This window comes from Arthrobacter sp. W4I7, assembly GCF_030816215.1.
GTDB lineage: Bacteria > Actinomycetota > Actinomycetes > Actinomycetales > Micrococcaceae > Arthrobacter > Arthrobacter siccitolerans_A.
The window spans coordinates 2,615,202-2,640,252 of sequence record NZ_JAUSXU010000001.1 but is presented as its reverse complement, the minus strand read 5'-3'; the positions used below and the strand labels follow the sequence as shown (position 1 = coordinate 2,640,252).

Annotated in this window: 22 protein-coding genes and 1 tRNA gene; 18 read left to right on the top strand and 5 right to left on the bottom strand. The window is 61.3% G+C overall.

Annotation, left to right across the window (positions count from 1 at the left end; translation table 11 throughout):
- Positions 1–162 precede the first annotated feature (162 nt).
- The 3 genes from gltB (at position 163) to pyk (ending at position 7,781) form a co-directional block, all read left to right on the top strand.
- Positions 163–4,776, top strand: a complete 4,614-nt coding sequence (gene gltB / locus QF047_RS12035) for a glutamate synthase large subunit (RefSeq protein ID WP_307277290.1) — start codon at positions 163–165, stop codon at positions 4,774–4,776.
- Complete coding sequence (locus tag QF047_RS12030; protein ID WP_307277288.1) at positions 4,769–6,226, top strand: glutamate synthase subunit beta; 1,458 nt, start codon at positions 4,769–4,771, stop codon at positions 6,224–6,226. The genes gltB and QF047_RS12030 overlap by 8 nt, the downstream gene beginning before the upstream one ends.
- Positions 6,227–6,290: 64 nt before the next feature.
- Entirely contained in the window at positions 6,291–7,781 is a 1,491-nt protein-coding gene (pyk, locus tag QF047_RS12025) for a pyruvate kinase (RefSeq protein WP_306633155.1), read from the top strand.
- 192 nt (positions 7,782–7,973) lie between these two features.
- Here the strand turns inward: pyk and QF047_RS12020 are convergent, their stop codons facing one another.
- Positions 7,974–8,579, bottom strand: coding sequence for an ANTAR domain-containing response regulator (locus QF047_RS12020; protein ID WP_120691251.1), 606 nt, complete (start codon positions 8,577–8,579; stop codon positions 7,974–7,976).
- Positions 8,580–8,782: 203 nt separating this feature from the next.
- Here QF047_RS12020 and QF047_RS12015 point away from each other — a divergent pair.
- The 10 genes from QF047_RS12015 to QF047_RS11970 all read left to right on the top strand — a co-directional run bounded on the left by QF047_RS12015 (position 8,783) and on the right by QF047_RS11970 (position 17,185).
- A tRNA-Leu gene (locus QF047_RS12015) sits at positions 8,783–8,864 on the top strand.
- An 87-nt stretch (positions 8,865–8,951) separates the two neighbouring features.
- The gene (locus QF047_RS12010) at positions 8,952–10,082 is read left to right on the top strand and encodes a site-specific integrase (protein ID WP_307277283.1); all 1,131 of its coding nucleotides are present in this window, start codon (positions 8,952–8,954) and stop codon (positions 10,080–10,082) included.
- A gap of 130 nt (positions 10,083–10,212) precedes the next feature.
- A complete protein-coding gene (locus tag QF047_RS12005; RefSeq protein WP_307277281.1) occupies positions 10,213–10,485 on the top strand; it encodes a hypothetical protein in 273 nt (90 codons plus the stop codon).
- A 180-nt stretch (positions 10,486–10,665) separates the two neighbouring features.
- On the top strand, positions 10,666–11,379 hold the full coding sequence (locus tag QF047_RS12000; protein WP_307277279.1) for an HNH endonuclease family protein: 714 nt from the start codon (positions 10,666–10,668) through the stop codon (positions 11,377–11,379).
- Positions 11,380–11,674: 295 nt separating this feature from the next.
- Entirely contained in the window at positions 11,675–11,899 is a 225-nt protein-coding gene (locus QF047_RS11995) for a hypothetical protein (protein WP_307277276.1), read from the top strand.
- Between the two features lie 958 nt (positions 11,900–12,857).
- A complete protein-coding gene (locus QF047_RS11990) occupies positions 12,858–13,478 on the top strand; it encodes a hypothetical protein (protein WP_307277274.1) in 621 nt (206 codons plus the stop codon).
- Positions 13,479–14,067: 589 nt separating this feature from the next.
- Positions 14,068–14,556, top strand: coding sequence for a hypothetical protein (locus QF047_RS11985; RefSeq protein WP_307277271.1), 489 nt, complete (start codon positions 14,068–14,070; stop codon positions 14,554–14,556).
- Positions 14,553–15,590 (top strand): hypothetical protein, encoded by a 1,038-nt coding sequence (locus tag QF047_RS11980; protein ID WP_307277268.1) that lies wholly within the window; start codon positions 14,553–14,555, stop codon positions 15,588–15,590. The genes QF047_RS11985 and QF047_RS11980 overlap by 4 nt, the downstream gene beginning before the upstream one ends.
- A 163-nt stretch (positions 15,591–15,753) precedes the next feature.
- Positions 15,754–16,023, top strand: a complete 270-nt coding sequence (locus QF047_RS11975) for a hypothetical protein (RefSeq protein ID WP_307277265.1) — start codon at positions 15,754–15,756, stop codon at positions 16,021–16,023.
- A complete protein-coding gene (locus QF047_RS11970) occupies positions 16,010–17,185 on the top strand; it encodes a S9 family peptidase (RefSeq protein WP_307277263.1) in 1,176 nt (391 codons plus the stop codon). The genes QF047_RS11975 and QF047_RS11970 overlap by 14 nt, the downstream gene beginning before the upstream one ends.
- Here the strand turns inward: QF047_RS11970 and QF047_RS22370 are convergent.
- Positions 17,077–17,400, bottom strand: coding sequence for a helix-turn-helix domain-containing protein (locus QF047_RS22370; RefSeq protein ID WP_373427810.1), 324 nt, complete (start codon positions 17,398–17,400; stop codon positions 17,077–17,079). The two genes, QF047_RS11970 and QF047_RS22370, sit on opposite strands and share 109 nt — an antisense overlap.
- A gap of 205 nt (positions 17,401–17,605) precedes the next feature.
- On the opposite strand from QF047_RS22370, the gene QF047_RS11965 reads away from it, so the two are divergent.
- Complete coding sequence (locus QF047_RS11965) at positions 17,606–18,115, top strand: hypothetical protein (RefSeq protein ID WP_307277259.1); 510 nt, start codon at positions 17,606–17,608, stop codon at positions 18,113–18,115.
- A 31-nt stretch (positions 18,116–18,146) separates the two neighbouring features.
- On the opposite strand, the gene QF047_RS11960 is transcribed toward QF047_RS11965, so the two are convergent.
- The gene (locus QF047_RS11960) at positions 18,147–18,470 is read right to left on the bottom strand and encodes a helix-turn-helix transcriptional regulator (RefSeq protein WP_307277257.1); all 324 of its coding nucleotides are present in this window, start codon (positions 18,468–18,470) and stop codon (positions 18,147–18,149) included.
- A gap of 186 nt (positions 18,471–18,656) precedes the next feature.
- On the opposite strand from QF047_RS11960, the gene QF047_RS11955 reads away from it, so the two are divergent.
- Together QF047_RS11955 and QF047_RS11950 are read left to right on the top strand one after the other, a co-directional pair.
- Positions 18,657–19,556: a hypothetical protein gene (locus QF047_RS11955; RefSeq protein ID WP_307277255.1), complete on the top strand. Its 900-nt coding sequence runs from the start codon at positions 18,657–18,659 to the stop codon at positions 19,554–19,556.
- A 976-nt stretch (positions 19,557–20,532) separates the two neighbouring features.
- Positions 20,533–21,432, top strand: coding sequence for a C40 family peptidase (locus tag QF047_RS11950; RefSeq protein WP_307277252.1), 900 nt, complete (start codon positions 20,533–20,535; stop codon positions 21,430–21,432).
- Between the two features lie 301 nt (positions 21,433–21,733).
- Here QF047_RS11950 and QF047_RS11945 read toward each other — a convergent pair whose 3' ends face one another.
- Positions 21,734–23,233, bottom strand: a complete 1,500-nt coding sequence (locus tag QF047_RS11945; protein WP_307277250.1) for an ATP-dependent endonuclease — start codon at positions 23,231–23,233, stop codon at positions 21,734–21,736.
- Between the two features lie 138 nt (positions 23,234–23,371).
- Positions 23,372–23,764: a hypothetical protein gene (locus QF047_RS11940; RefSeq protein WP_307277247.1), complete on the bottom strand. Its 393-nt coding sequence runs from the start codon at positions 23,762–23,764 to the stop codon at positions 23,372–23,374.
- A 126-nt stretch (positions 23,765–23,890) separates the two neighbouring features.
- On the opposite strand from QF047_RS11940, the gene QF047_RS11935 reads away from it, so the two are divergent.
- Positions 23,891–24,358 carry a hypothetical protein gene (locus QF047_RS11935; RefSeq protein WP_307277245.1) on the top strand — a complete coding sequence of 156 codons (468 nt, stop codon included), beginning with the start codon at positions 23,891–23,893 and terminating at the stop codon, positions 24,356–24,358.
- The gene (locus QF047_RS11930) at positions 24,330–24,953 is read left to right on the top strand and encodes a hypothetical protein (protein ID WP_307277243.1); all 624 of its coding nucleotides are present in this window, start codon (positions 24,330–24,332) and stop codon (positions 24,951–24,953) included. Before QF047_RS11935 ends, QF047_RS11930 begins: the two co-directional genes overlap by 29 nt.
- Positions 24,954–25,051: the final 98 nt, after the last annotated feature.

The following is a 25,051-nucleotide window of genomic DNA, read 5'->3' as shown; positions in this document are numbered from 1 at the left end:
GTTGCCCGGGGGCAGGGGCCTGCGTAACTGTTAGTTCAGCAGGCCACGCTGACCTACAATTTCCAGTAAGTAACACTTTGTTGTGCCCATGTGAGCGGCGCCCGACGAGTGGGGCCAACGGTGTCCCTTCCATACGCACGATCAGGAGGAAGGACGTCTCCCATGACCCAAACTCTTCACACTCCCAGCTGGTCTGAACCGGATCAGCCTGAGACTGCCATGTCTCCGTTCAAGCGCTTCGCGGCCTTGCCGGAGGCACGCGGGTTGTACAACCCGGAGCAGGAGAAAGACGCCTGCGGTCTTGCGATCATCGCCACCCTCCGTGGCGAACCCGGCTACGACATCGTGGACGCCGCCCTCACCGCCCTGCGCAACCTCGAGCACCGCGGTGCCGTAGGTGCAGACGAGGGAACCGGTGACGGCGCAGGCCTCCTTATGCAGATCCCGGATGAGTTCTTCCGCGCCGTCACGGAGTTCGAACTTCCCGCGCCCGGCCAGTACGTGGCCGGTACTGCGTTCCTTCCCGCCGAGCAGCGCGAAGCCGACGCCGCCAAGGCCGGTATCGAGGGCCTCGCAGCTGACGAGGGCCTGAAGGTCCTCGGCTGGCGTGAAGTGCCCATCGTCGCCGACCTCGTCGGTGCCATGGCGCGCGCCTGCATGCCCTACTTCTCCCAGCCGTTCCTGGCATCCGCCAGCGGCGAGGAACTGGACCGCAACGAACTGGACTCCCGCGCCTGGCGTATCCGCAAGCGTGCCCAGAACAAGTTCGGCGTGTACTTCCCGTCGCTGTCCTCGCGGACCATCGTCTACAAGGGCATGCTCACCACCGCCCAGCTGGAGCCGTTCTACCCGGACCTCTCGGACAAGCGGTTCAAGACCAAACTGGCGATCGTCCACTCGCGCTTCTCCACCAACACGTTCCCGTCCTGGCCGCTGGCCCAGCCGTTCCGCACCATCGCCCACAACGGTGAAATCAACACCGTCAAGGGCAACCGGAACTGGATGCGGGCACGCCAGTCGCAGCTGGCCAACCCGCTGCTGGGTGACTCGCCGGAAGAGCTGTACCCCATCTGCACCCCGGGTGCTTCGGACTCCGCGTCCTTCGACGAGGTCGCCGAGCTGCTCTGGCTCTCCGGCCGCCCCATCACGCACTCGATCATGATGATGATCCCTGAGGCCTGGGAAAACCACGCCACCATGGATCCGGCACGGCGTGCGTTCTACGAGTACCACTCCCTGCTGATGGAGCCGTGGGACGGTCCCGCAGCTGTTTCCTTCACGGACGGCAACCTCGTGGGCGCCACCCTGGACCGCAACGGCCTGCGCCCGGGCCGCTTCTGGATCACCGAGGACGGCCTGATCGTCTTCGCCTCCGAGGTGGGCGTCATCGACGTCGAAGCCTCCAAGGTGGTCAAGAAGGGCCGCGTGTCCCCGGGCAAGATGTTCCTGGTGGACACGGAGTCCGGCCGCATCATTGACGACGAAGAGGTCAAGGCCGAGGTGGCCGCCGCCAACCCATGGGCGGAGTGGGTCAAGGACAACCTGATCGACCTCAACGACCTTCCCGAGCGCGAGCACGTGGTCCACACGGCCGCGTCCGTCAACATCCGCCAGCGCACCTTCGGCTACACCACTGAGGAACTGAAGATCCTGCTCGGCCCGATGGCCCGCACCGGTGCCGAACCGCTTGGCGCCATGGGCTCGGACACACCCGTGGCCGTGCTGTCCAAGCGCCCCCGGCTGCTGTTTGACTACTTCGTGCAGTCCTTCGCCCAGGTGACCAACCCGCCGCTGGACGCCATCCGCGAAGAGCTCGTTACGTCGCTGACCTGTGCCATCGGCCCCAACGGCAACCTCCTGGACACCAAGCAGGTCCGCCAGCCCCAGGTCCAGCTGCCGTTCCCGGTGATCAACAACGACCAGCTCGCCAAGATCGCCAACATCGAGGACGCCGAGGGCAACCGGGTCGCCATGAAGGTCCGCGGCCTGTACCGCCCCGAAGGCGGCGAGAACGCGCTCCGCGCCCGGCTGACCGAAATCTGCGAGCAGGTTTCCGGCGCCATCAACCGGGGTGTGCAGTACGTTGTGCTGTCCGACCGCGACTCGAACGCACAGTGGGCGCCCATCCCGTCCCTGCTGCTGGTCAGCGCCGTGCACCACCACCTGCTGCGCAGCGCCAACCGCACCAAGACCGCCCTGGTGGTCGAAGCCGGCGACGTCCGCGAGACGCACCACGTCGCTGTGCTGATCGGCTACGGCGCCTCTGCCGTGAACCCTTACCTGGCCATGGAATCCGTGGAGCAGCTGATTGCTGCCGGCGACGTCACCGGCGTCACCCCGCAGGACGGCGTCTACAACCTCATCAAGGGCCTCGGCAAGGGCGTCCTGAAGATCATGTCCAAGATGGGCATCTCCACCGTGGCGTCCTACACCGGCGCGCAGACGTTCGAGGCACTGGGCCTGGGACAGGAACTGGTGGACGAATTCTTCGCCGGAACCCACTCCCAGCTCGGCGGCGTGGGCCTGGACGTCATCGCGGCCGAAGTTTCCGCGCGCCACCAGATGGCCTACCCCGAGGGTGGCATCGAGCAGCCCCACCGCCCGCTTCTGGGCGGTGGCGAATACCAGTGGCGCCGCGACGGTGAGCCGCACCTGTTCAACCCGGAGACCGTCTTCCGGCTGCAGCACGCCACGCGTGAGCGCCGTTACGACATCTTCAAGGCCTACACCAAGGGCGTGGACGACCAGTCCCAGAACCTGATGACCCTGCGCGGGCTGCTCAAGTTCAAGAACGAGCGTCCCGCTGTTCCGCTGGAAGAAGTGGAGCCCGTCTCCAGCATCGTCAAGCGGTTCTCCACGGGTGCCATGAGCTACGGCTCCATCTCCCAGGAAGCCCACGAGACGCTGGCCATCGCCATGAACCAGCTCGGCGGCAAGTCCAACACCGGTGAAGGCGGGGAGGACGTGGAGCGCCTGCTTGACCCCAAGCGCCGCTCCGCTGTGAAGCAGATTGCGTCCGGGCGTTTCGGCGTCACCAGCCTCTACCTGACCAATGCCGACGACATCCAGATCAAGATGGCGCAGGGCGCGAAGCCCGGCGAAGGCGGCCAGCTGATGGCGCAGAAGGTCTACCCCTGGGTGGCCCGTACGCGGCACTCGACCCCCGGCGTCGGACTCATCTCCCCGCCCCCGCACCACGACATCTACTCCATCGAGGACCTGGCGCAGCTGATCTACGATGCCAAGCGCGCCAACCCCTCCGCCCGCGTACACGTCAAGCTCGTCTCCGAAGTGGGGATCGGCACCGTGGCGTCGGGTGTGACCAAGGCGAAGGCCGACGTCGTGCTGGTTTCCGGCCACGACGGCGGAACCGGCGCCTCGCCGCTGAACTCGCTCAAACACGCCGGTGTTCCCTGGGAACTCGGCCTGGCCGAGACCCAGCAGACGCTGATGCTCAACGGCCTGCGCGACCGTGTGGTGGTGCAGGTGGACGGCCAGCTCAAGACCGGCCGCGACGTGGTGATCGCCGCGCTGCTCGGCGGCGAGGAATTCGGCTTCGCCACCGCACCGCTGGTGGTGGAAGGCTGCATCATGATGCGCGTCTGCCACCTGGACACCTGCCCCGTGGGCGTTGCCACCCAGAACCCGGAACTCCGGGCACGCTTCAGCGGCAAGCCCGAGTTCGTGGTCAACTTCTTCGAGTTCCTCGCTGAGGAAGTCCGCGAGATCCTGGCCGAGCTGGGCTTCCGCAGCCTGGAAGAGGCCATCGGCCATGCTGAGGTCCTTGACGCCCGGGAGGCTGTCAACCACTGGAAGGCCGACGGGCTGGACCTGGATCCGATCCTGCACGGGCTGGAGTTCGACGACGACGCCCCGCTGCGGAACATGACCGGCCAGAACCACGAGCTGGACAAGCACTTCGACCAGCGGCTCATCACCATGGCAACCGAGGCCCTGACGGACCGCAGCCCGGTGAAGATCTCCGTTGACGTGATCAATACGGACCGTTCCGTGGGCACCATGCTGGGCCATGTGGTCACCAAGACGTTCAGCACGGACGTCCTGGCCACCGACACGATCGATATCACCCTGAACGGCACCGCCGGCCAGTCCCTGGGCGCCTTCCTGCCCGCAGGCATCACCCTGCGGCTGTTCGGCGACTCGAACGACTACGTGGGCAAGGGCCTCTCGGGCGGACGCATCATCGTCCGGCCGGACCGCACCAACGTGTTCAAGGCAGAGACGAACGTCATCGCCGGCAACGTCATCGGCTACGGCGCCACGAGCGGTGAAATGTTCCTGCGCGGCCAGGTGGGCGAACGCTTCCTGGTCCGCAACTCGGGTGCCACCGCCGTCGCCGAAGGTATCGGTGACCATGGCTGCGAGTACATGACCGGTGGCCAGACGCTGATCATCGGTCGTACCGGGCGCAACTTCGGCGCCGGCATGTCCGGCGGCACCGCCTATGTCCTGGACCTGGACACTGCGAAGGTCAACAAGGACGCACTGCAGTCCGGTGAACTCCAGCTCCGCGAGCTGGACGCCGAAGACCGCGACATCGTGCATGGCCTCCTGGTCAAGCATGTTGAAGAAACTGACTCCCAGCTGGCCGCGCGCCTCCTCGAGAACTTCGATGACACCGCTGCCCGCATTACCAAGGTGCTGCCGCGCGATTACGCGGCCGTGCTGCAAACCCGTCTCGACGCCATCGAAGAGGGCCTGGACCCCGACGGCGAAGAAGTGTGGTCTCGAATCCTGGAGGTAACCGGTGGCTGATCCACGCGGATTTTTGAAAGTACGTCAGCGTGAAACCCAGCCGCGCCGTCCCGTTCCCGTCCGCATCATGGACTGGAAGGAAGTGTACGAGGCGCAGGAAAAGGGCACGCTGAAGGCCCAGGCGGGCCGCTGCATGGACTGCGGCGTGCCGTTCTGCCACCAGGGCTGCCCGCTGGGCAACCTCATTCCTGAGTGGAACGACCTCATGTGGCGGGACAAGGGCGAGGAAGCCATCGAGCGCCTTCATGCCACGAACAACTTCCCGGAGTTCACCGGCCGCCTGTGCCCCGCCCCGTGCGAGGCCTCCTGCGTGCTGGGAATCAACCAGCCTGCCGTGACCATCAAGCAGGTCGAAGTCTCCATCATCGACGAAGCCTGGGACAACGGCTGGGTCAGCCCGCTGCCGCCCGCACGCCTGACCGGTAAGACCGTTGCCGTCGTCGGCTCCGGCCCTGCCGGCCTGGCCGTCGCGCAGCAGCTGACCCGCGTGGGCCACACCGTGGCCGTGTACGAGCGTGACGACAAGATCGGCGGCCTGCTGCGGTACGGCATCCCCGACTTCAAGATGGAAAAAGAGCAGGTCGACCGCCGCGTCGAGCAGATGAAGTCGGAAGGCACCCGCTTCCGCACCGGTGTAGCGGTTGGCACGGACGTGACCTGGGAGCAGCTGCGCAGGCGCTACGACGCCATCGTGGTCTGCACGGGTGCCACCGTTCCGCGTGACCTGCCCATCCCGGGGCGCGACCTCCACGGCGTCCACTTCGCCATGGACTACCTCGTTCCGGCCAACCGCGTAGTTGCGGGGGAGACGGTGGAGAACCAGATCAACGCCCAGGGCAAGCACGTGGTGATCCTTGGCGGCGGCGATACCGGAGCCGATTGCCTGGGCACCGCCCACCGCCACGGTGCTGCCTCGGTGACCACCCTGGCCATCGGCAAGCAGCCGCCGGCAGAGCGTGCCAGCCATCAACCCTGGCCGACGTTCCCCACACTGTTCGAAATGGCCAGCGCACACGAGGAAGGCGGCGAGCGGACCTACCTTGCCTCCACCGTTGAATTCGTTGGCGAAAACGGACAGCTCACCGGCGTCAAGGTTGCCGAGACGGAATTCGTTGACGGCAAGCGCCTGCCCAAGGCCGGCACCGAGCGGATCATCCCCGCAGACCTGGTGTTCCTGTCCCTGGGGTTCACCGGTGCAGAACCTGCAGGCATCACAGAGCAGGTCCACGCTGAGTTCGACGGCCGCGGCAACGTGTCCCGCGACGGCTATTACATGACCAACACTGAGGGCGTTTTTGTGGCCGGCGACGCCGGCCGCGGGCAGTCCCTCATTGTGTGGGCCATCGCCGAAGGACGCGCCGCTGCGGCAGCTGTGGACAAGTACCTGATGGGCAGCACCATCCTGCCCGCACCCGTGGCGCCTACCGACCGGGCCATCGCCGTCCTCTAGAGCTGCACCGAGGGTTCACCTCTTCGACAACTTAACCAATGCAAGAGACCAATAGGGTAGGTATATGAGACGCGCAAAAATTGTGGCTACGTTCGGCCCGGCAATTGCCAGCTATGAAAACACCCTCGCGGTGCTGGAAGCCGGTGTTGACGTCGCCCGCATGAACATGAGCCACGGCGACTACACCGTGCATGACAACACCTATGAGAACGTCCGCAAGGCAGCCGCTGATCTTGGCAAGGCCGTGGCGATCATGGCCGACCTGCAGGGACCCAAGATCCGCCTGGGCCGGTTCGTTGACGGCCCGCACGCCCTCGCGGTCGGCGACATCTTCACCATCACCACCGAGGATGTTCCCGGCACCAAGGACATCTGCTCCACCACGCTGAAGAGCCTCACCGAGGACGTCAACGTGGGAGATGCACTGCTGATCGACGACGGCAAGGTGGCCCTGCGAGCCGTCGAGGTCGACGACGTGAAGGTTGTTGCCGAAGTGACTGTCGGCGGCATGGTGTCCAATAACAAGGGCATCAACCTTCCCGGTGTTGCAGTCAACGTCCCCGCGCTGAGCGAAAAGGATGAGGACGACCTCCGCTGGGCCATGCGCCGCGGTGTTGACCTGGTGGCACTGTCCTTCGTTCGCGACGCCTCGGACATCAGGCGCGTCCACGAGATCATGGACGAGGAAGGCCGCCGCGTGCCGGTGATCGCCAAGATCGAAAAGCCGCAGGCCGTGGAGCAGCTGCCCGAGATCATCGACGCATTCGACGCCATCATGGTGGCCCGTGGCGACCTCGGTGTGGAGCTTCCGCTGGAGGAAGTGCCGATCGTGCAGAAGCGCGCCATCGAACTGGCCCGCCGCTGGGCCAAGCCGGTCATCGTGGCAACCCAGGTCCTGGAATCCATGATCGACAACCCGCGCCCCACCCGCGCCGAGGCGTCGGACTGCGCCAACGCAGTGCTTGATGGTGCCGACGCAGTGATGCTCTCCGGTGAGACCAGCGTGGGCAAGTACCCGATCGAGACGGTCAAGGTCATGGCCCGAATCATCGAGTCCACCGAGGTCCACGGCCTGGAGCGCGTTCCTCCGCTGGGCACCAAGCCCAAGACCCGTGGCGGCGCCATCACGCGTGCCGCCGTCGAAATCGCCGACCAGCTGGACGCCAAGTACATTTGTGCGTTCACTCAGTCCGGCGACTCGGCACGCCGCCTGTCCCGCCTGCGCCCCATTAAGCCGGTCTTCGCCTTCACTCCGGTGGAGCAGGTCTGGAACCAGCTGGCGCTGACCTGGGGTATCCAGCCGGTGCTGGTCCAGATGGTGGATCACACGGATGCGATGACCGCGCAGGTGGACCGCAGCCTCATGGAGATGGGACTCGTCCAGGACGGTGACCTGGTGGTTATCGCGGCCGGGTCCCCTCCCGGAAAGGCTGGCTCCACGAACTCCCTGAAGGTGCACAAGGTGGGCGACCTCGCGGACTCCACTTACGCGGGTGAAGTCACCAGCAACAAGGAAAAGCTCGGCCCCTGGCCGGAACGGAAGAAGAAGGCCTAGGCTTTCCGACAACGAATAGGACCCCCGCCGATTGGCGGGGGTCCTATTCGTTGGGGCCGGTGGTTGGCGCCGGTCGGCGGGTGATTGAGCCTGTCGAATCCCGAACCTGTGCCCGACCCGGTGATTGAGGCTTTTAGCCGGTGATTGAGCCTGTCGAAATCCAGGACGGAAATCGACAGACTCAACCAGCCGTTAGTTGACCTGGTTGATGATGGTTTCGGCGACTTCCCGCATGCTCAGCCGGCGGTCCATCGAGGTCTTCTGGATCCAGCGGAAGGCCTCGGGCTCGGTGAGGCCCATCTTGGTGGTGAGCAGGCTCTTGGCGCGCTCCACGAGCTTGCGGGTGGCGAACTGCTCCTGGAGGTCGGAGACTTCGCTTTCGAGTGCCTTGATCTCCTCGTGGCGGGAGAGGGCGATCTCCAGGGCCGGGATGAGGTCCGCGGGGGTGAAGGGCTTCACCACGTAGGCCATGGCGCCGGCGTCGCGGGCCCGCTCCACGAGTTCTTTCTGGCTGAACGCGGTCAGCAGGACCACGGGGGCGATGCGGGCCTTGACGATCTTTTCGGCGGCAGAAATGCCGTCCATGACGGGCATCTTGACGTCCATCAGGACCAGGTCCGGCTTCAGTTCCTCGGCCAGCTGTACGGCCTTTTCACCGTTGTCTGCTTCGCCGATGACGTCATAGCCTTCGCCGCGCAGGATTTCGATGATGTCGAGGCGGATGAGGGTTTCATCTTCGGCCACAACGACGCGGCGCGCCGGCTGGGACGATGGTTTTGACTCCGTCTGTTCAGTCACGGGATCTCCTTGGAAAGGTACGGCGGGGACATCACTATCTTAGGTGCGCCCGGTCCTGTACTTGATCTGCATGGTCGGTTGCGGCGTCAGCGGCGCGATTCTGGAATTCAGCCTATCTGCATGTAGAGTAATTCCGCGTACGTGAAGCGATCGCGTTGCTCACAATCAGCTGTGGGCGTAGCCTTTTGCTTCATGTAATCCGCGCCCGAGTGGCGGAATTGGCAGACGCGCCGCACTCAAAATGCGGTATCGAAAGGTGTGTGGGTTCGAGTCCCACCTCGGGCACAGTATTTCCGCAGGTCAGCGGCCTGTTTCTTCTTTGAGTGTTGACAAAACCGCCCAAAGTGTTGACAGCGGCGTACCGTTTTTCATGTGGCCAGCATTCGCAAACGCATCAAAAAGGACGGTACGGCGTCCTACATGGTGTTGTGGCGGGACCCGAAGAGCCGCGAGCAGCAGGGCATCACTGTTCCTACCCTCGTCGAAGCCGAGACCCTAAAGAGGCTCTTGGACGCCAATGGCCAGTCCTTCGAGATCGCGCAGCATGCCATCCTGTCGAACGAGAAGCGCACACCCAATGTGGCGGAAGTCATCCAGGAACACATTGACCTGTTGATCCGCCCATCGAGCGGAACTACAAAGACGTACCAAACCATGCTGGACCTGCACATCCGGAGCGTCATCGGCCATGTACCGGTGGACAAGCTGGACTACCGTTTGATCGCCCACTGGGTGAAGTCGATGATGGCAAAGGGCAAGGCGCCCAAGACCATCCACAACGTGCACGGGCTGATTTCGGCCGCCATGAATACTGCCGAGATGCTCGGCTACATCGCGCGGAACCCTTGCCGCGGCGTGCAGCTTCCCGGGATTGAAAAGGCCGAGGATGAGGCTATGTTCCTCACCCACGCGGAGTTCAGCCTCATCATGGAGGGGATGGGGGAGCGGTACAAGGCCTTCACCAACTTCCTGGTCATGACCGGTACCCGTTTCGGGGAGGCCACCGCCCTTACTGTCGCTGACGTCGACCTGCTTTCGAAACCGCCCACGGCCCGCATCAACAAGGCCTGGAAACGGGACGGCCAGAACCAGTTCTATATTGGGGCGACGAAAACAGGTGCCGGCAAGCGAACCATAGGGTTGAACCCTGCGCTCGTGGAATTGCTGATCCCGCTGGTGGCGAGCAGGCCAGGGAAGGAACTCGTGTTCACGACGCCAAAGGGCGAGCGCATCATCCACAAGCTCTACTGGCACCACTACTGGGTGCCTGCCGTTCACACCGCCCAGGCAATTGGCCTGACCAAAAACCCCCGCATCCACGACCTCCGCCACACCCACGCGTCCTGGCTGATCCAGGACGGAGTGCCCTTGTTCACCATCTCGCGCCGGCTCGGGCACGCCTCTACACGGACCACAGAGCAGGTGTACGGGCACTTGATGCCGGAGGCGCTCCAGGCCGGTGCTGACGCGACTGAGCGTTCCGTAACGGCTTTCCTGCGGTGACGGTCATGCTACTCAGCATGGCGGAATGTCTGTCCCCGGGTTCGCTTGCCTTACGCGCAGTGCCGGTCATGTCGGTCGGTCTCCCTGCGGCCATGAAAGTGGAAAGTAACGCCTTCCTTTTGGAGATCCAGTGGAGATCGAATTCTTTGAACCCGCCGAAGCTGCCGCGCTCATGCGCTGCACAGAGTCATGGCTCCGCGACGGCGCCACAAGTGGACGCTTCCCCCATGCATGCTGGGGAAAGGGGAAGATCATTTTCACTTCCGAACACATCCTGGAAATCGCAAAGTTGAGTGAGATCCTCCCCGGCAGCACTGTTTCCTCCCTCTCCAGCAGTGGTCCAGTAGTGAAGGAAAGGCTCATCGGTACTCGGTCCAAAGTCAGACTGGCTGCGGCGCATTGAGTAAGCCTGACGTTTCCGTAAGGGCCATGGTTTGAACAGTTGAGGCAACCAGTGGCACCCGAAGCGGAGTTCCGAAGAGTCCTATGGGCGCTGACGTGTGGCAGGCACCACGGACTGGTTACCTGCGGCAGATGGTGGTCGAAGCTAGCGTGGAACAACGTCTCTACAACCAGAAGGACCATGAAGACCACCTGTTCTCGCGCCGAAGTCCTGACCGCCGTCACCGCGATGATGCTGGCCGGGTTATTAGCAGGTTGTGACGCTGTAGCCAACGCCCTTGAAGTCATCGAGGCTGCTCCAGGCGTCGCTGCCGATGCGCCGGCCCCTGCCGGTGACGCCGCCCACGCCCTTGTACAACTGGAGAGCATTCCGGTGAAGGGCCGCGCCCCAAAGACTGGCTACACCCGGGATGAATTTGGACCGGCTTGGGCTGACGTTGACCGCAACGGCTGCGACACCCGCAACGACATTCTCGCCCGCGACATGACCACCGAGACGTTCAAGCCCGGCACCAACAACTGTGTGGTCACCGCCGGCATCCTGGCCGATAAGTACACCGGCACTACGATTACCTTCACGCGCGGCCAGGACACGAGCTCGGACGTGCAGATCGACCACATCGTCGCGCTTAGCGACGCCTGGCAGAAGGGCGCACAGCAGCTCAACGACGACCAGCGCAAGGAACTCGCCAACGACCCCCTGAACCTCATGGCTGCCGATGGCCCCACCAATAGTGCCAAGGGCGATAAGGATGCAGCTACTTGGCTTCCACCGAACAAGGCTTTCCGATGCGAGTACGTCGCCCGCCAAGTTGCCGTCAAAGCTCAGTACGCCCTTTGGGTCACCCAAGCCGAGCATGATGCCATGACAGGGATACTTTCGAGCTGCAAATAGATCACGGTGTCCGTACGTCGTTGACGGGTGGACCGGCCGAATTGTTGTACCTACGTTGGATGAAACGGTTCCGGCAGAAGCAGCTTGTCCTTTCTGTACGCCTCAAAGACCTACTGGCAGTTCCAGGCCGTGGTCTTCCTATCCATCTGTTCTCAGGCTTGGGCGCCCCACCGGCACGCAATCTCAGGCAGCCGAAGAGTGCCTGGCCGCGAAATCCACCGCTTCCCTACCTAATAGGGCTATAGGCCAGACAGGCGCGCCCGAATATGCTTCCCCCAGGGGGTTCATAATCTTCATGGTCATCGTCTTCATTCTCATGTTCTGCGCGGCCGGCTGGATGGGGTTCGCGCTTTTCTTGTCCGGTGATAAAAGTAAGAAGAAAGCCGAGGCAAACGCGCCTGAGATCTTAGACAAAGCATTCGTCGGGGAGGACGTTGTATTCAAGATCAACGATGCCTCGCCTAAGTACGAGACAGTGGTTCTCGGCGCCAAGGCCCCCGGGTACAGGTTGGCCCAATGAAACGAGAGACCCCGCCAGCGGTTCCTCCAAGACGCTGATCTTCGAGAAGATCTGACCGTACGCAGGAGTCTGCTTATCAGTTTTTCCATGCTGCCCGACATACAAGTAAACGATTCAGTTCCTAGGTGGCAGTAGGAGAGCGCGGCGGCACCCTTGACAAGCTAACCCCTTCGAAGACAGGCGCTGCTGGTACCGCGACACGCCGACACAAAAAATTGTTTTGAGCTGATTTTCTGGACACCCTCTGGGGACATACAGGGAAAGCTGCTCGGCCCTCTCAATGTCCGTTTGGCGCACAGAATGTTCCATATGGAGTCCGGCGAGTCCATATAGAACATTTGGACCTATACAGGGCACCTCTTTCCCAGCCAGGCTTTCCCTAATGTTGACGAGATCGCCCAGGGATTGGGGCCGCTTGGCCCCGTTTTCCGGAATGACAAGACGGGTCTCGCCTTACTGGACCGTTGGCCTTTAAACGTAAGCGGCAGGGCCCCCCGAGTCGGCAAACTTTCAGGGGCCCTGCCATTAGGAAACGATCAGCGCGTGCTGGTGCGTTCCGTGCCTAATGCTACCCATCCCTGGCACGGAACGCACTCAGCCGTGCGGGAAGTCTGTGCAAATGGCGAAGCGAAACAGCCCACACCGGCCCTGTCAATGTCGTCACTGCAGGTCCGCCCTGCCAAGGATTCTTCATCCCTGGGCGGCGCTGGCCGCGGCCGTCATCATCGAGCTTGTAAAGGCACTGATGAGGGCCTAGACAAAAGGTGCCCCTCCGGGCCTCCCTGCTGCGGAGGGGCCCCTTCCGGGCTCGCCTGCTTCCCGCTAACAGCCCGTTCTCAGTCCACCTCTCGGTGGCACCAGGACGGCAAGGGCCCCGCGCTTGGGCATCTCTTTCGAACTCCAGTGCCTCCACCGCTTACCCACCGAAATCCGGCGCAACCACTGTCATGATGGACCAATGAGTGCATCCATCAAGGTTCCCTACACAGAATCCCGGACCGGGGAGTGGGAGGGAGTTCGGAACGTATACAAGCCGTCGGTGCCCGGGCCTGACGTTCTCCGGGCCTTGCATTGGTCCCGTCATGCTCTTGGTGAGGCGTATGGCCGCTGCGCCAGCAACCAAAATGATGCACAAAAAACTTGGACGGCAGCCGTTGAAGGTGTCTGGTGGGCACTCGCCTTGGACGAAGAGCTCAAGGAGCAGATGCCAGTGATTTACCCGGAGGCGCGAGCTCAGGACCCGTACGGCCAGACTGTGAGTGGGTTTCGGTGGCTGCGTAACCGGCACGCCCACGAGATTCTCGTGACTGGGCAGGGAGGCCCGAAGAAGGAGTTTTTCGCTAAACCCGGCGATGACTACATGTTCTACATCAGTCCTTCGGACCGCTGGAAGAGACGCGATGATATAGCACCTCGCCGGGAGAAGATCGACGAAACAGCCCAGGAGCGTTACGACAGCTACGTAGCTGGTTGGCCCTTGGATATGACACTATCCAGGGCTTGTACCTGGTTCGACAGGGTTTTCAGTGCGTGTGGTTATCCGCCCGTTGACGAGATGGTCGACAAGACGGTCCTCTAAGCGATGGCATAGGTGAGGCCCCGTGACATTGGGGGTAGCCACGGAGCCTCTTGACGGCTCGCCCAGATGGGGGAAAATGGGCAGCCGCCTCAACAAAGCTACTGGCCGGTCAAGTTCCGTGCAAACCAAACGTTCCCGGAGCTCAGCCGACAGGGATGCCAGCGTGCAGGTGGCGTTCGAGAGAGCGTTCTAACCCATGCAACTCGTCGAAGAAGACAACCTCCCCGACAGTTGATATCGCCTCCACCATAACCTTGTCCCAGGATTGTTCGACTCCGACCGCAACTGCGATTCGAGATTCCTGCGGTGCCTCGGCAAAGCTGAGCAAGTGGAAGCAGCGTGCGATTTGGTCCTCACTCTGCTGCTTATTGGTGCCACGAATCGCTGGACGATTGTCGCACCAGAACCTGGCCAATCAATTGCTGCGGTGACCTGTCTTATTCGTGCAGACTTGAGGCTGACTGCTGGTGCCTATGCTCTGGACATGTCCAGAGCAGAGGCGTTCAATTGAAGCTGTGGCGCCTAACGCGCCGCGGTGGTTGCCGTCTTAGGCAGTCACTCTTGCTGTCCGCTGCGAGGAGGGGGCGGTATGGACCAGCAAAAATCGGAAGAACAGGGGCCAGCTCAGGTTGCGGCCGAGGCATTCGTATCACTGCGGCTACCGAGCCACCTGACGCTGGAGAGGCTCATCGCAATCGTCGCCGCCCGACGACGGCGTCGGATCGAGATTGAAGCAACGACAATCCTTAACGGCACGTCCGTCTGCGGTCTCTGGCTGTCGACGGATACTCGGGAAATCATTCTGCACGCCGTGACTGACTCAGCACTCCATAGGCAGCAGTTCATCCTGCACGAGCTTGGGCACATGATCCTGCGCCACGATGAATTGGGCGTTTCCTCGGACTATGCCGGCAGCCTCTTTCCGAATCTTAACGGAGAGATGGTGTCACGGGCTCTGGCCCGGAGCAGCTTCGTCGACGACCTGGAGGCCGCAGCTGAGACTCTCGCAGATCTTCTTGCCGGCGCTATCCGCGACAGCACCATGGAGCCAAGGTCGTTTGAGCAGGTTTTCGGGTGATTCAAGCAGTCACGGCTGCGGTCATCTGGGGCCTTGTTTTGTGCTTGCTGCCAGGCACGCGCACCAGGAAAGACCACAGCATCTTCGTTGCCGCGGTTGCAATTGCAACCGCGCTCTCCTTGAATGTCGATCCAATTTATCTCGCGGGTGATCGAGCCCTCGGCGGCCACAACCTCCTGGATCTTCTCGCGAATATTTTGATGGTCGTGGGAATCTACTTCCTTTCCCAGGCGATCCTCCGGGCCGCAGAGCTTAACGATGCACCTGTGCGCAGAGACCGTCGCGGCCTCCTAATTTTGGGTCTGGTCTCCGTGGGGCTGGTCCTTGCATTCCTCCGCATCGAAGCACCCGCGTCCTCAACGAGATTCATGCTGGATTACGGCGACCAGCAGGCTGCCGCACTCTATTCCGCCATCCAGTTTGTCTATATCGGGGTGGTAGTCGGCGTCACCGGATACGTGTGCTTTAGATTCCGACGGCGGATGGCCACTTCCTACTTTCGCGTCGCCTTCACCCTTATCGGCATTGGCTGCTTCCTGGCTCTCGTCGTAGTGTTCTCAGTCTTGGGAATGGACCTAGCCCATCTTCTCGGAGACCAGTCGACCATGCAGCAGTTGGCGGCTATCTACGACACCAGTTTTGTCCTGGCGATGTTGTTTCTGTGTGCCGGACTGGCCCTGCCACCAGTAGCGCGCCGGATCGTTCAACGAACGCAACAGAGGACTCAAGCTGGCTTACTCAAAGACCTCTCATCGACTTGGGAGAAAGCGACAGCTACCCGCAAGGATGGACGCCTGGCGACGCCAGCTGGTGTCATCGAGGGCGGAGACCCAGAGACGCGGAGGCTTCATCGGATGCTCGTCGAGATCGAGGATGCTCTCCTGATGGATCCCGCTGCTGCTATGTTGCTGGATGAAGCTGATTTTCGAACATTGACTCGAACCGAGACCTATCTCGCTTCCCATAGGGACACGCAGGGTGCTCGATTGGGCATGGCGCGATGGGGGAGGGGGAAGAACCCAAGTGGCAGATGATGCCGTAGAACCCCCGGAGTCGCCGCAGGCCAGACTCGCTCGCAAGATCAATCTCTTGCTGGATTTGTATGAGTCCCGAGGAACAGGGCCCTTGTCCTACAGGGAAGTCAGTGAAGCGATGTCTCAACATGGCACGCCGTTGTCGCGGTCAAGGTGGGCCTACATGCGCAGCGGTGATAGCTCCCTGGCTATGGACAAGGATCTGCTGCAGAACCTCGCGGCATTCTTCGGCGTGGATCGCCGGTACCTTCTGGACGACTCAACAGAGATACCCGAACTAGTGGAAGCCCAACTCAATCTCCTCAGGTCGATGCGAGAGGCGCGCGTGAAAAATTTCGCAGCAAGGCAATTGCAGGAGTTGCTCCCTGAGACGCTGGTGCGGCTCAGGGAGGTCATTGACGAGCATGTCAGGAGCGAAGATGAAGGCTCCTAAAGTGCTGGGCCCACTAGCCCTTATAGCTGCATGTGCATCTTCAATAGCATTCCTCGGTGCCGCTTACTTTGCGCGCCGGGTGGTGGTGCCGAGCACTACTCGACGGGAGGATCTTTCCATCAGGCAAGTCTTCTCCGGCGAGGATGGATCCCTGAGGATTGAACTACCAGCGACCCCATTAACGAGAGCGCCGGGCCGCTACAGCTTGTGGTTCGGCAACGGCAAGGGCCACGCCTGCATAGGGGCTGTAATTGCCGAGGACACCAGGGCGGAAGCGGTGACTCGTCTCGTGGAGCGAGTCGACTCCGGTGACCTACACGCTGCTACCGCCGGTATCTGGAGCGGGTACACGTACTCCAAACCAGAGCAACTGGGCCTGCCTTTTGAGGACGTGGAGATTCAGGTCGACGGCGGCATGGCGCCTGCATGGAAATTCGCGCCCACGGCTGCCGGTCCGGTGTCTTCGACATGGGCCATCCACGCGCATGGAATGGGTGGAAAACGGGCCGGCGCCCTTCGCGGTGTTCCTGTTGCGAGCAGACTCGGCATCACATCGCTGGTCGTGTCGTTCCGGAACGACGGCGAAGCGCCGCCGTCGAACGATTCCCGGTACTTATTGAGCCAGAATGAATGGTTGGATGTCGAAGCAGCCATTAGGTATGCCGTGGACCATGGCGCCGAGCGGCTCGTATTGTTTGGATGGTCTCTGGGCGGTTCCATGGCTCTGCGTGCAGCAAATCTCTCAGCACACTCTAATCGGATCATCGGCCTGGTGATCGTGGCTCCCGTCCTGGATTGGGCCGAGACGCTGACGTCTAATGGGAGTGCCAGCGGATTGCCTGAAGTTGTCGCCAGGGTTGGGCTGAGATTGTTAGGCTCGGATGCAGGCCGCTGGGTCACAGGCCTCAGCCAATCCATTGACCTCTCCGCGCTGGACTGGGTAACACGCGCTGGTGACCTCAGCACGCCGACCCTCATATTGCATGGGATCAACGACAGATCGACGCCGGTGGCAGTCTCTGAACGATTCGCCGAGCTACGACCCGACCTCGTTCAGTTGGTTCCCTTCGATGTTCCGGGGCATTCTCTCGAGTGGAATGCCGATACCGAGAAGTGGGAGTCGTCCGTTAGGCGCTTCCTGAGGTCGCTGCCCGCCGACTGAAACGTGGCCGCAAGATCCGCAAGTTTCCCCTCGACCTCATCCGGCCGCGCCTCATATGTTCCCGACCCGAGGATGACTACGCCTGCCTCGCATAGAAGGTTGAGGTGTTTGCGAACAGAGGAAGCGGACAGGGCGAGGGCTGCAGCGACCTCACGGCAGGTCGCCGGGCCATGGATGATCAAATAGCGAATAAGGCGGCTTCGCGTCCGGTTCATCAAGATGTTCGCCATGGAGACCACCAGGTGACGAGGGAATCTCTTGTGGCCCGCTGTAGACGGGTCTACAGCAGAACGATACGCTCATTCACATACGGATGGAAGGACGAAGCTCCGCTTATTGCATGTGGACTTGGCCAAGGCAATACTGGGCAACAGTTAGTGACTTGCTGACAATAGTCATGTCTGGCCTGGGAGGTGAATCGTGTCTGGAGACGAGGAAGGTCTCGTAGGCGCGGAACTGTCCCCCCAAGCCGAACTTGCACGCCGCCTCAACCTGCTGCTCGACGTCGTCGTTGCAGAGCGAGGACAACCTGTCACGTTCCGCGAAGTCCAGCAGAAGCTGGCGGAGAAGGGCATTAAGCTTTCCAGAGCCCGCTGGTTCTACATGAAAGACGGCACAGGCAGGCTGGTGAGCGACCCCGCGCTACTAGGCGCCCTGTGCGACATCTTCAATGTGGATCCGGATTATCTGATGGGCAGCGACGCTTCAGATTTGCCCGAGCGCATTGATTCCCAGCTTGAGTTCGTGAAATCTCTCCGCGCTGCGAGGGTGAAGACGTTCGCGGCGCGGACCCTTGGTGACGTGTCGCCCGAGACACTTCGGGCGATCACAGAGTACTTGAATAGGGACATCAGCCGTCGGCCAGAAGGGGAGGGGGCCGAGGCCAGTCCGCAGTTGCGCGCGGATGAGGCGCCGGAGCGTCCCGACTAATCGTCGGGCTCATCTTTCCAACCCGCTGCGGTTACTGTTCCAGCAAGTACTTAAGGTGAGCGTCTAGCAGTTCCTTAATCCGGACAGGGTTCGCCGAATACCGCGGTGACCGTCCGTGTCTACGTCCAGGCTCGACGTCGACCATCACCACACCTGCCTCTTCGAGCGCGGCCAGATGCTTGGCCACACTGGGATCACCAGCGCTGACAGCAGCGACGATATCTCCGCGCGTCGCAGGCCCACTGGCCGTGAGGAATCGAAGAATTTCGTTTCGCGCCCGGTTGCCGAATGTTGCGACGGCAGCCTCGACGTCGGCCGACCAGGCGGCGTCGTGAGGCTGCGTAATTCTCGGCATACCGCCATTCTTCCCGAAGGTAGCGCAAAAAGTAAGAACAGCACTCTTGACGATACTTTAGTTATCTTCGACAATAATTCCTATACCTTCTTTTGACCGTTGTTGGATCTCCTGATCCACTAACTGGGGTGGCCGATTGCGCGACTCTGAGAACTACTCGATCTGAACAGTCAAAGCGGTGAAGCCATGGAAATCGAAGCCAAGGCGTATCAATCTACAAAGGGATCAGAGACGGTCGCTGATGTTGACGTCTCATTGCGATGCGCACCGCCGCCGGGAGAACCCGTCATCCAGATCGACCGCATCATGGTCGCGGTTGATGGGGTGCACCGCTACGTCGTTTCTCGGCTCGCGCGGATTGGGCGATCCTGCGATGTCGACGACGTCCTGCAGGACATCCGGGTGGCCGTTTGGGACGGAGTTGCGCGGGGACGCTACCGAGAACTGCCCGGCATCCCGTTTGAAGCGTGGGTCCAGGGTGTCTGCAACAAGATCTGCGCTGCCCATATCCGGCGGGAGCTTAGCCATCAAACGTTGCCCTTGCTTGTCGACTTCACGACGACGGAAAGCTCACCGGAGCTTCTTGCTGTCGTCCATGCTGGGCCGGCAGGAAACGACGTCGACAACTATGTTGATCAAGCCTGGGCACACGCCATGCTGGGCCTGGTCCAGCGCAGCGTCAGTGAGGACACCTGGAGGCTAGCCGTATCCAGCCTCACAGGGCCGAGGCATTACGGACCTCCGTCTCCTGAGGACCGGCGTCGATGGCATGCCGTAACCGTCGTTCGGCAGACGGCTAAAACAATCTACACGGCATTGAACTGCCGCCCCGAACCCGGATTGGGCGTCGACGATCTCTGCCGGTGCGCCGCCAACTGCCTTCCCACAAACGTCCTTCGTAGCGTCGCCGAGACCATAGTTCGTCCGGGCCTGCGAGGAGTGGATAGGTCCGTTCAGATGGCTGCTCTAGCCTGTGAGCTCGGCGTCACCGAGAGGTACATCGCGGTGAATATCGGGTTTGCCCGGCAGTTGTACCAGGCAGCCTGGCGCGTGCTTCAGCACGAAGTGAACAGACCGGCTCTTTAGGTCATGGTTGTCGTTCAACGGAGTTGGCTATGAATTGGTCCCGTAGAGTTGGCCGCCGCGAGTGGCTGGCAGCAGGGGTGATTGCCCTACTCATGATTAGTGGAGTCTTCCTGCTTTGGCCTGCCGATGGCACCAGGGGACCGGTCCCGCCGACCACGTCCGGAACGGCGCCTTCAACGGCGAAGCCATCAGGCACATCCACTGCACCAGGCAGTAGGTCCGGTGTTCCTGACGAGGCGATCGTTACGGCGGAGGCAACGCCTGATGTTCTGTCACGTACCCGTGATTACCGGGCCCTCGCTGTTGCGGCGGCGCAGGGAATCTATAGCTGGGACAGCCGTTCGTCGTCGTACTCGGATGTATATTCCAAGGTGCGATCGTGGTGGGAGTTGCTGCCTGATGGATCGAATCCCTTATCCGTGCTGGTTCGAGAGTTTGAAGGGACAGGCGTGACAGCGGGGACGTTCGCCACCCTGGCAGACCAGTCCGCTCGCCGAAGCGGCACCGCTGAGTCCCTGCGCTGCGATCTCGAGTTAGCCAAAGTGCAGGAGTATCCGGCCCCTTGGAAGGGCCTTCACGTGTGCACGGTGAAGGTGCAAGTTGTGGACGAGTCCAGCAGCGGCAGAAGTGCCTATGCCGCACCCGTCACGGTGATGGTCAACTGTCCTCCTGCCACCACCGCTCCATCTGGGCGCTGCGCCATAGTTGCCTTCTATGCGACCGCAGAGAGAATCGTCTACTAGTGACTGGACTGGTGGCCGTCGCAGGCCTCCTGCGGCGCCGGGCATTGGTGAAGGTCGTAGCGGCGGCCGCTTCCCTGGCTCTGCTTGTTGGTGCGATGGCATTTGCCGGAGGCGTGGCGGCGCTAACTGGTACGGCGCGCCAATCCGCAATTTCTTGTGCACACGCGGGCACTGAGGTGGCCACTGACCCTACCGTCACTGGTGCCGGCTTGGAAGTTCGGAACGCTGGGGGCTTGCTCTACGAGCTGACGCCTCGGCAGGAGAGCGTTGCACGGACATACATCGCGGTCGGCAAGCAGCTTGGAATATCGCGCTCCGGGCAGGTCATCGCCATCATGATGGCGCTGCAGGAGTCGAGTCTGCGCATGCTCGCGAACCCCAGCGAGCCGGCGTCCATGCATTTCCCCAATGACGGCGTTGGACGTGACCACGACTCGATCGGTTCGGCCCAACAGCGTCCGGCGGCGGGCTGGGGGACAGTTGAGCAGCTTATGAATGCCTCCTATAACGCGCGTGCCTTCTACGGCGGGCCGTCTGGACCGAATCAGGGGAGTCCTCGAGGACTGCTGGACATTCCCGGTTGGCAGACAATGGACAAAGGTCTGGCGGCTCAAGCAGTCCAGGTATCTGCTTTTCCTGAACTGTATGCGCGTTGGGAGCCGGCGGCCACGGCAATCGTTGCTGCACTTGAGGGTGGCACTGCTCCCGCTTCCTGTGCGGATTCGGCGCCGACGACCTGGCCCCTGGCATCTTCGCGCAACTTGAGCCAGCTGCGTCAGAACATTCTGAGGTTCACGCAGGAAGGTTTGGGCGGAAGATATGTGTGGGGCGGCACTGCCTTCAAAGCCTGGGACTGTTCCGGCTATGTGCAGTGGATCTACAGGCAAGCCGGAATCGAGCTGCCGCGAGTAGAACAGTGGCGAGTTGGTGTCCGAACAGAGGATCCCCAACCAGGCGATCTCGTGGTTCAAAATCCTCAGGGGCCTGATAACTGGGGACACGTCGGCATCTACGCGGGCGACGGCATGATGTGGAGCGCTCTGAACCCGGCGGTAGGGACATTGCTGCATCCCGTGAGCTGGAACCCTGGTGCTGCCTATTTCGATCTGTTGGAGCCTGAAGAACTCTTCTAGTGCCATTAGTACGCCGCTCACCTGCGGCGTGCCGCCTATCGCTGAGACTTGTTATTGAATGCCTGAACCGAACACATACCGACGGGCAACTTAACCCAGCTCGATTTCAGGGCAGAACAACTTCCATGGCAGCTGTTTCGATTGCCTTTGTCGTCCTCGGTGCAGCCCGGACTTCCGGGAGGTGCAACCCTTGCTGGCGGCAGCGGTAGTTTTCGACAGTGCGATGCGCCGCATAACGGTGGAGGTTGCGGCGGACATCGGCCAGCCAATGTCACATAAAAGACACATGGGGCTTTCTTCGTTACTCGTTGCGACTAACTGGAGGCAGAGCCGCCAGGAGTTCCTCCACGAAGGCCTTTCGAGTTTGTTCGTCGAGCATGTCTTCGATCCAGACGTCGCAAGCGGATTCCCAGATCCGTGACTTTCGGATGTGAGCAGGTAGTTTGTCCGCTATCCGTTCTGTCCAAACATGGTGTTTTTCTGGAATTCGCTGGGCGTGGTCCCAGCCGTCCGCGAGGTCTCCTTCCCTTACCCCGAGTCGTTCGGCCACGATCCGCCAGCCGTCGACGGTCAATCCTTCGTATACTGCCCTCTCCGGTGCCGCCCCGCCAGGGATCAGAACGCAGCCATCACTCGTAGCCTGATCGCCGTCGAGGACGCCGATGACCAGCCCCGGAAGGCGCCCCTGTTCAGCCATTCGGCCAAGGGTTTTCACTGAACTGGCTGGGCCTGCGATTATCACCATGATTCGCTTGAGGGAGTCCACGTCCGTGAAAGCAATGAAACGCTGGATAAGGTATTCGGCTTTTTCATCTTCGCAATAGACGATCAGTTCGGGATGTGCTTCGTCGTCCATGAGGGATAGTGCCAGTTCCGTGGTCGCGCCGTAGATCACTTCTTTGACGCCTTGTTCATCAGTCGTTAAAACTAGCCTTGCTTCAGGCGGCAGTTGTTCAAGGACGTACTGAGAATGAGTGGAAACGATGATCTGGAGACGATTCTTTTGTGCCAACTCGATTAGCTCGGTCATGAGTCGGCGCTGTGCGCGGGGATGAAGCGAGGCTTCTACCTCGTCGATGATAACGAGTGAGTGGCGGGGGGCGTTCTGGAGCAATGCTACGAGGTCAGCAGTTGCATCTTCGCCAGCGCCCTGATGGAAGTTGGAGTACTTGCGGCCGTCCCTGCTGAGCACTCCCACCTGCTTGTTATTGTTTTGGACGATCTCGCCACTGTCGTAGGTCCGGTCTAGGACTCTCGAAAGGACGCCAAGGTACTCTTTATCGATAGACGCCGAGAAGTTTTTATCGGCCATTTTGGTCATCGCAATTCGGCCGTACCCGATCAGTGTGTCGATGGGCTGGGTCCGAGAGATGTCCAAGAAGAAAACCGGGCGTTTTGGGCGTTCTGGCATTCCGCGCCACCTACTTGTGACCTTGCCGACAGAATATATATCGGTATTCGTGCCTTGCCTCGCCTGGTACATCAATTTGGCATTGCTGACGACCTCCCACGGCGTGGTCGGGAAAAAATCGTCCGGAGAAAAGGTCTGTGCAAGCGTCTTCGCCGCCGATGGATCTGCGGAGTAAGCAGCGGCGGCCGCTTTCAGGATAGTGCTCTTACCTGCTCCGTTCTCTCCTGCTATTGCGACAACCGGGAAGCGAAATTCAACCTTCTGTCCGGACCATCCCCTGATACCGCTCACGCTGACGGAATCAAGGAACTTTGGCCACCCCTTGGCGCTATTCCGCTCAGTAGCCCAATCGGATGTTAGTTTCGGAAGCGTTTTAGCCAAGCGAGCCATGAAATTCCTAAGTTCGGATCTTATTCGTTATCTTGATTCTTGTCGGCGTTAGGGTTGTGACGCCGTAGGGACACGCTCCTGGCATATAGCAAATGCAGAAGAGGCGCCTTTGCTCTTGGTGCTTTGAACGACGGCAGGTCACGGCCGGTATTTTTTGCCGTCCATGTAGACGGCGTAGGTTGCGTCCGTCAGCGTCATGCTGGGAATGGTGCAGTACTCAGTGGTTGCCGTTTGAAAGTCCTTAACAAGTGAATCTGAAGGCATCCCGGTGCCCTTGTCGATTTTGTTCCGGCCGCTGGCGAGTATGTCGGCGGCGGCCGCGAATTGCTGCGCAGGAGTCATCGTTTTGAGCCAGTCTGTGCATGTCGTCTTCGAGTAGCTCTTACTCCAGGTCTGCGCGTACTTATCGGCGGACGGCGCTGGTGTCGGGCTCTTGGTCGCCGGAGCGGCAGACGTGCCGCTGCCACAAGCAGTGAGGAGAAGAGCAGACAGGGCCAATGGTGCGATTAGCTTCTTGATGATTTCCCCCAAACAATGAATCAGTTGTCAGGGGGACTCTACCTCTCTGGTTAGCTGATTGTACGGACCTTGGAACGCAACAGAAGGTCCAGTTCGGCGAGCCCGGGTGTTGTCGGTCCCGGCCAGTAAGTTGGACTAATGACGAAAGAAGAAATCGCCCTTTGGGTGCAGGTAGCCGCCGTAGTCGCCGCAGTAGCGGCTGCGATAGTCGCCTTGGTCGTCTCCGCGCTGGACCGTAAGAACGCTCGGCGGATCGCCGACGAGGACCGTCGGAGCGCCCTGAAGCAGGCACATCTCATGTTCGAGTTGGAAGCGTTGTTGCGGCTAACCCAGAACCTCACGCGGGGCGGTCATACCGACCCGCAAATCAGCAGCGACATGGGCGCCGAGGCGACGGCTTTGATCGGGGCAATTGGGGCGGAGAGGATTCCGAAGAGCTGGGCCAGGATTGTTGATATATCTCCGGAAGAGATACAGGCGACACTGGCGGACGAGAAGACGCCTGACTACCTGAAGCACTCGATCGAGGCGCATTTGGCGTTGCGCGCAGTCGCGGAAGAGATCGAAAAGGAGAAGCGTGACAATGAATCTAAACGGGGTCGGTAGGGACGTTAGCGCCCTTTTCACGTCGCCGGACTGGGGCACTATTCCGGACTGGCTCGCGGCAATTGGCACTATCTCTGCGGTGGTCGTGGCGCTTCGCTTGGCGCACCGGGACGCCGAGCGTCTCAAGGAGGAGCGCTGTGAGGCGAAGGAAGACCGCGATGAGGCCGCAAAGGAGCGGGCCTTGTTCCGTGAACAGCAGGAGGCGGAGGCCGAGGAGCGAAAGAGGCGCCTCGCGGCGAAGGTCACGCTAGTGGTCAAGCCGTTTCACGAGGGGGCAGAGAAGTTCATCAGGTGGACCGTCCACAACGGCGGGGACGAACCTATCTCGATGGTATCCGTCGTCCGCCGTCCTCCACCGCGCAACGGGAGCCAGGAAAAACCCGATGTGGAGTTGAGCCACACATGGCCCAGTATCGAGGCTCATGGCGAGCGAACCAAAGTGACTCAGGTATACGGCGCCTTGAAAATGCGCGAGGGTGAAGTGCAGTTTATCGACGGGGCTGGGCAACGCTGGCAGCGTATGGAGTTCGGCTCCTTGCGGATGGTCGGCCCCGACGATCCGGACCGGATAGGGATGGTCATGCTAGAGCGCTAGGCTCCATCTGGGGAAACGCAAAAAAGCCCCTCCGGGGAGCCATTGGGGGGTGGCTCGCCGCCGGAGGGGCTTTTATGTGCGCCGGTGGTCTCGCTCTC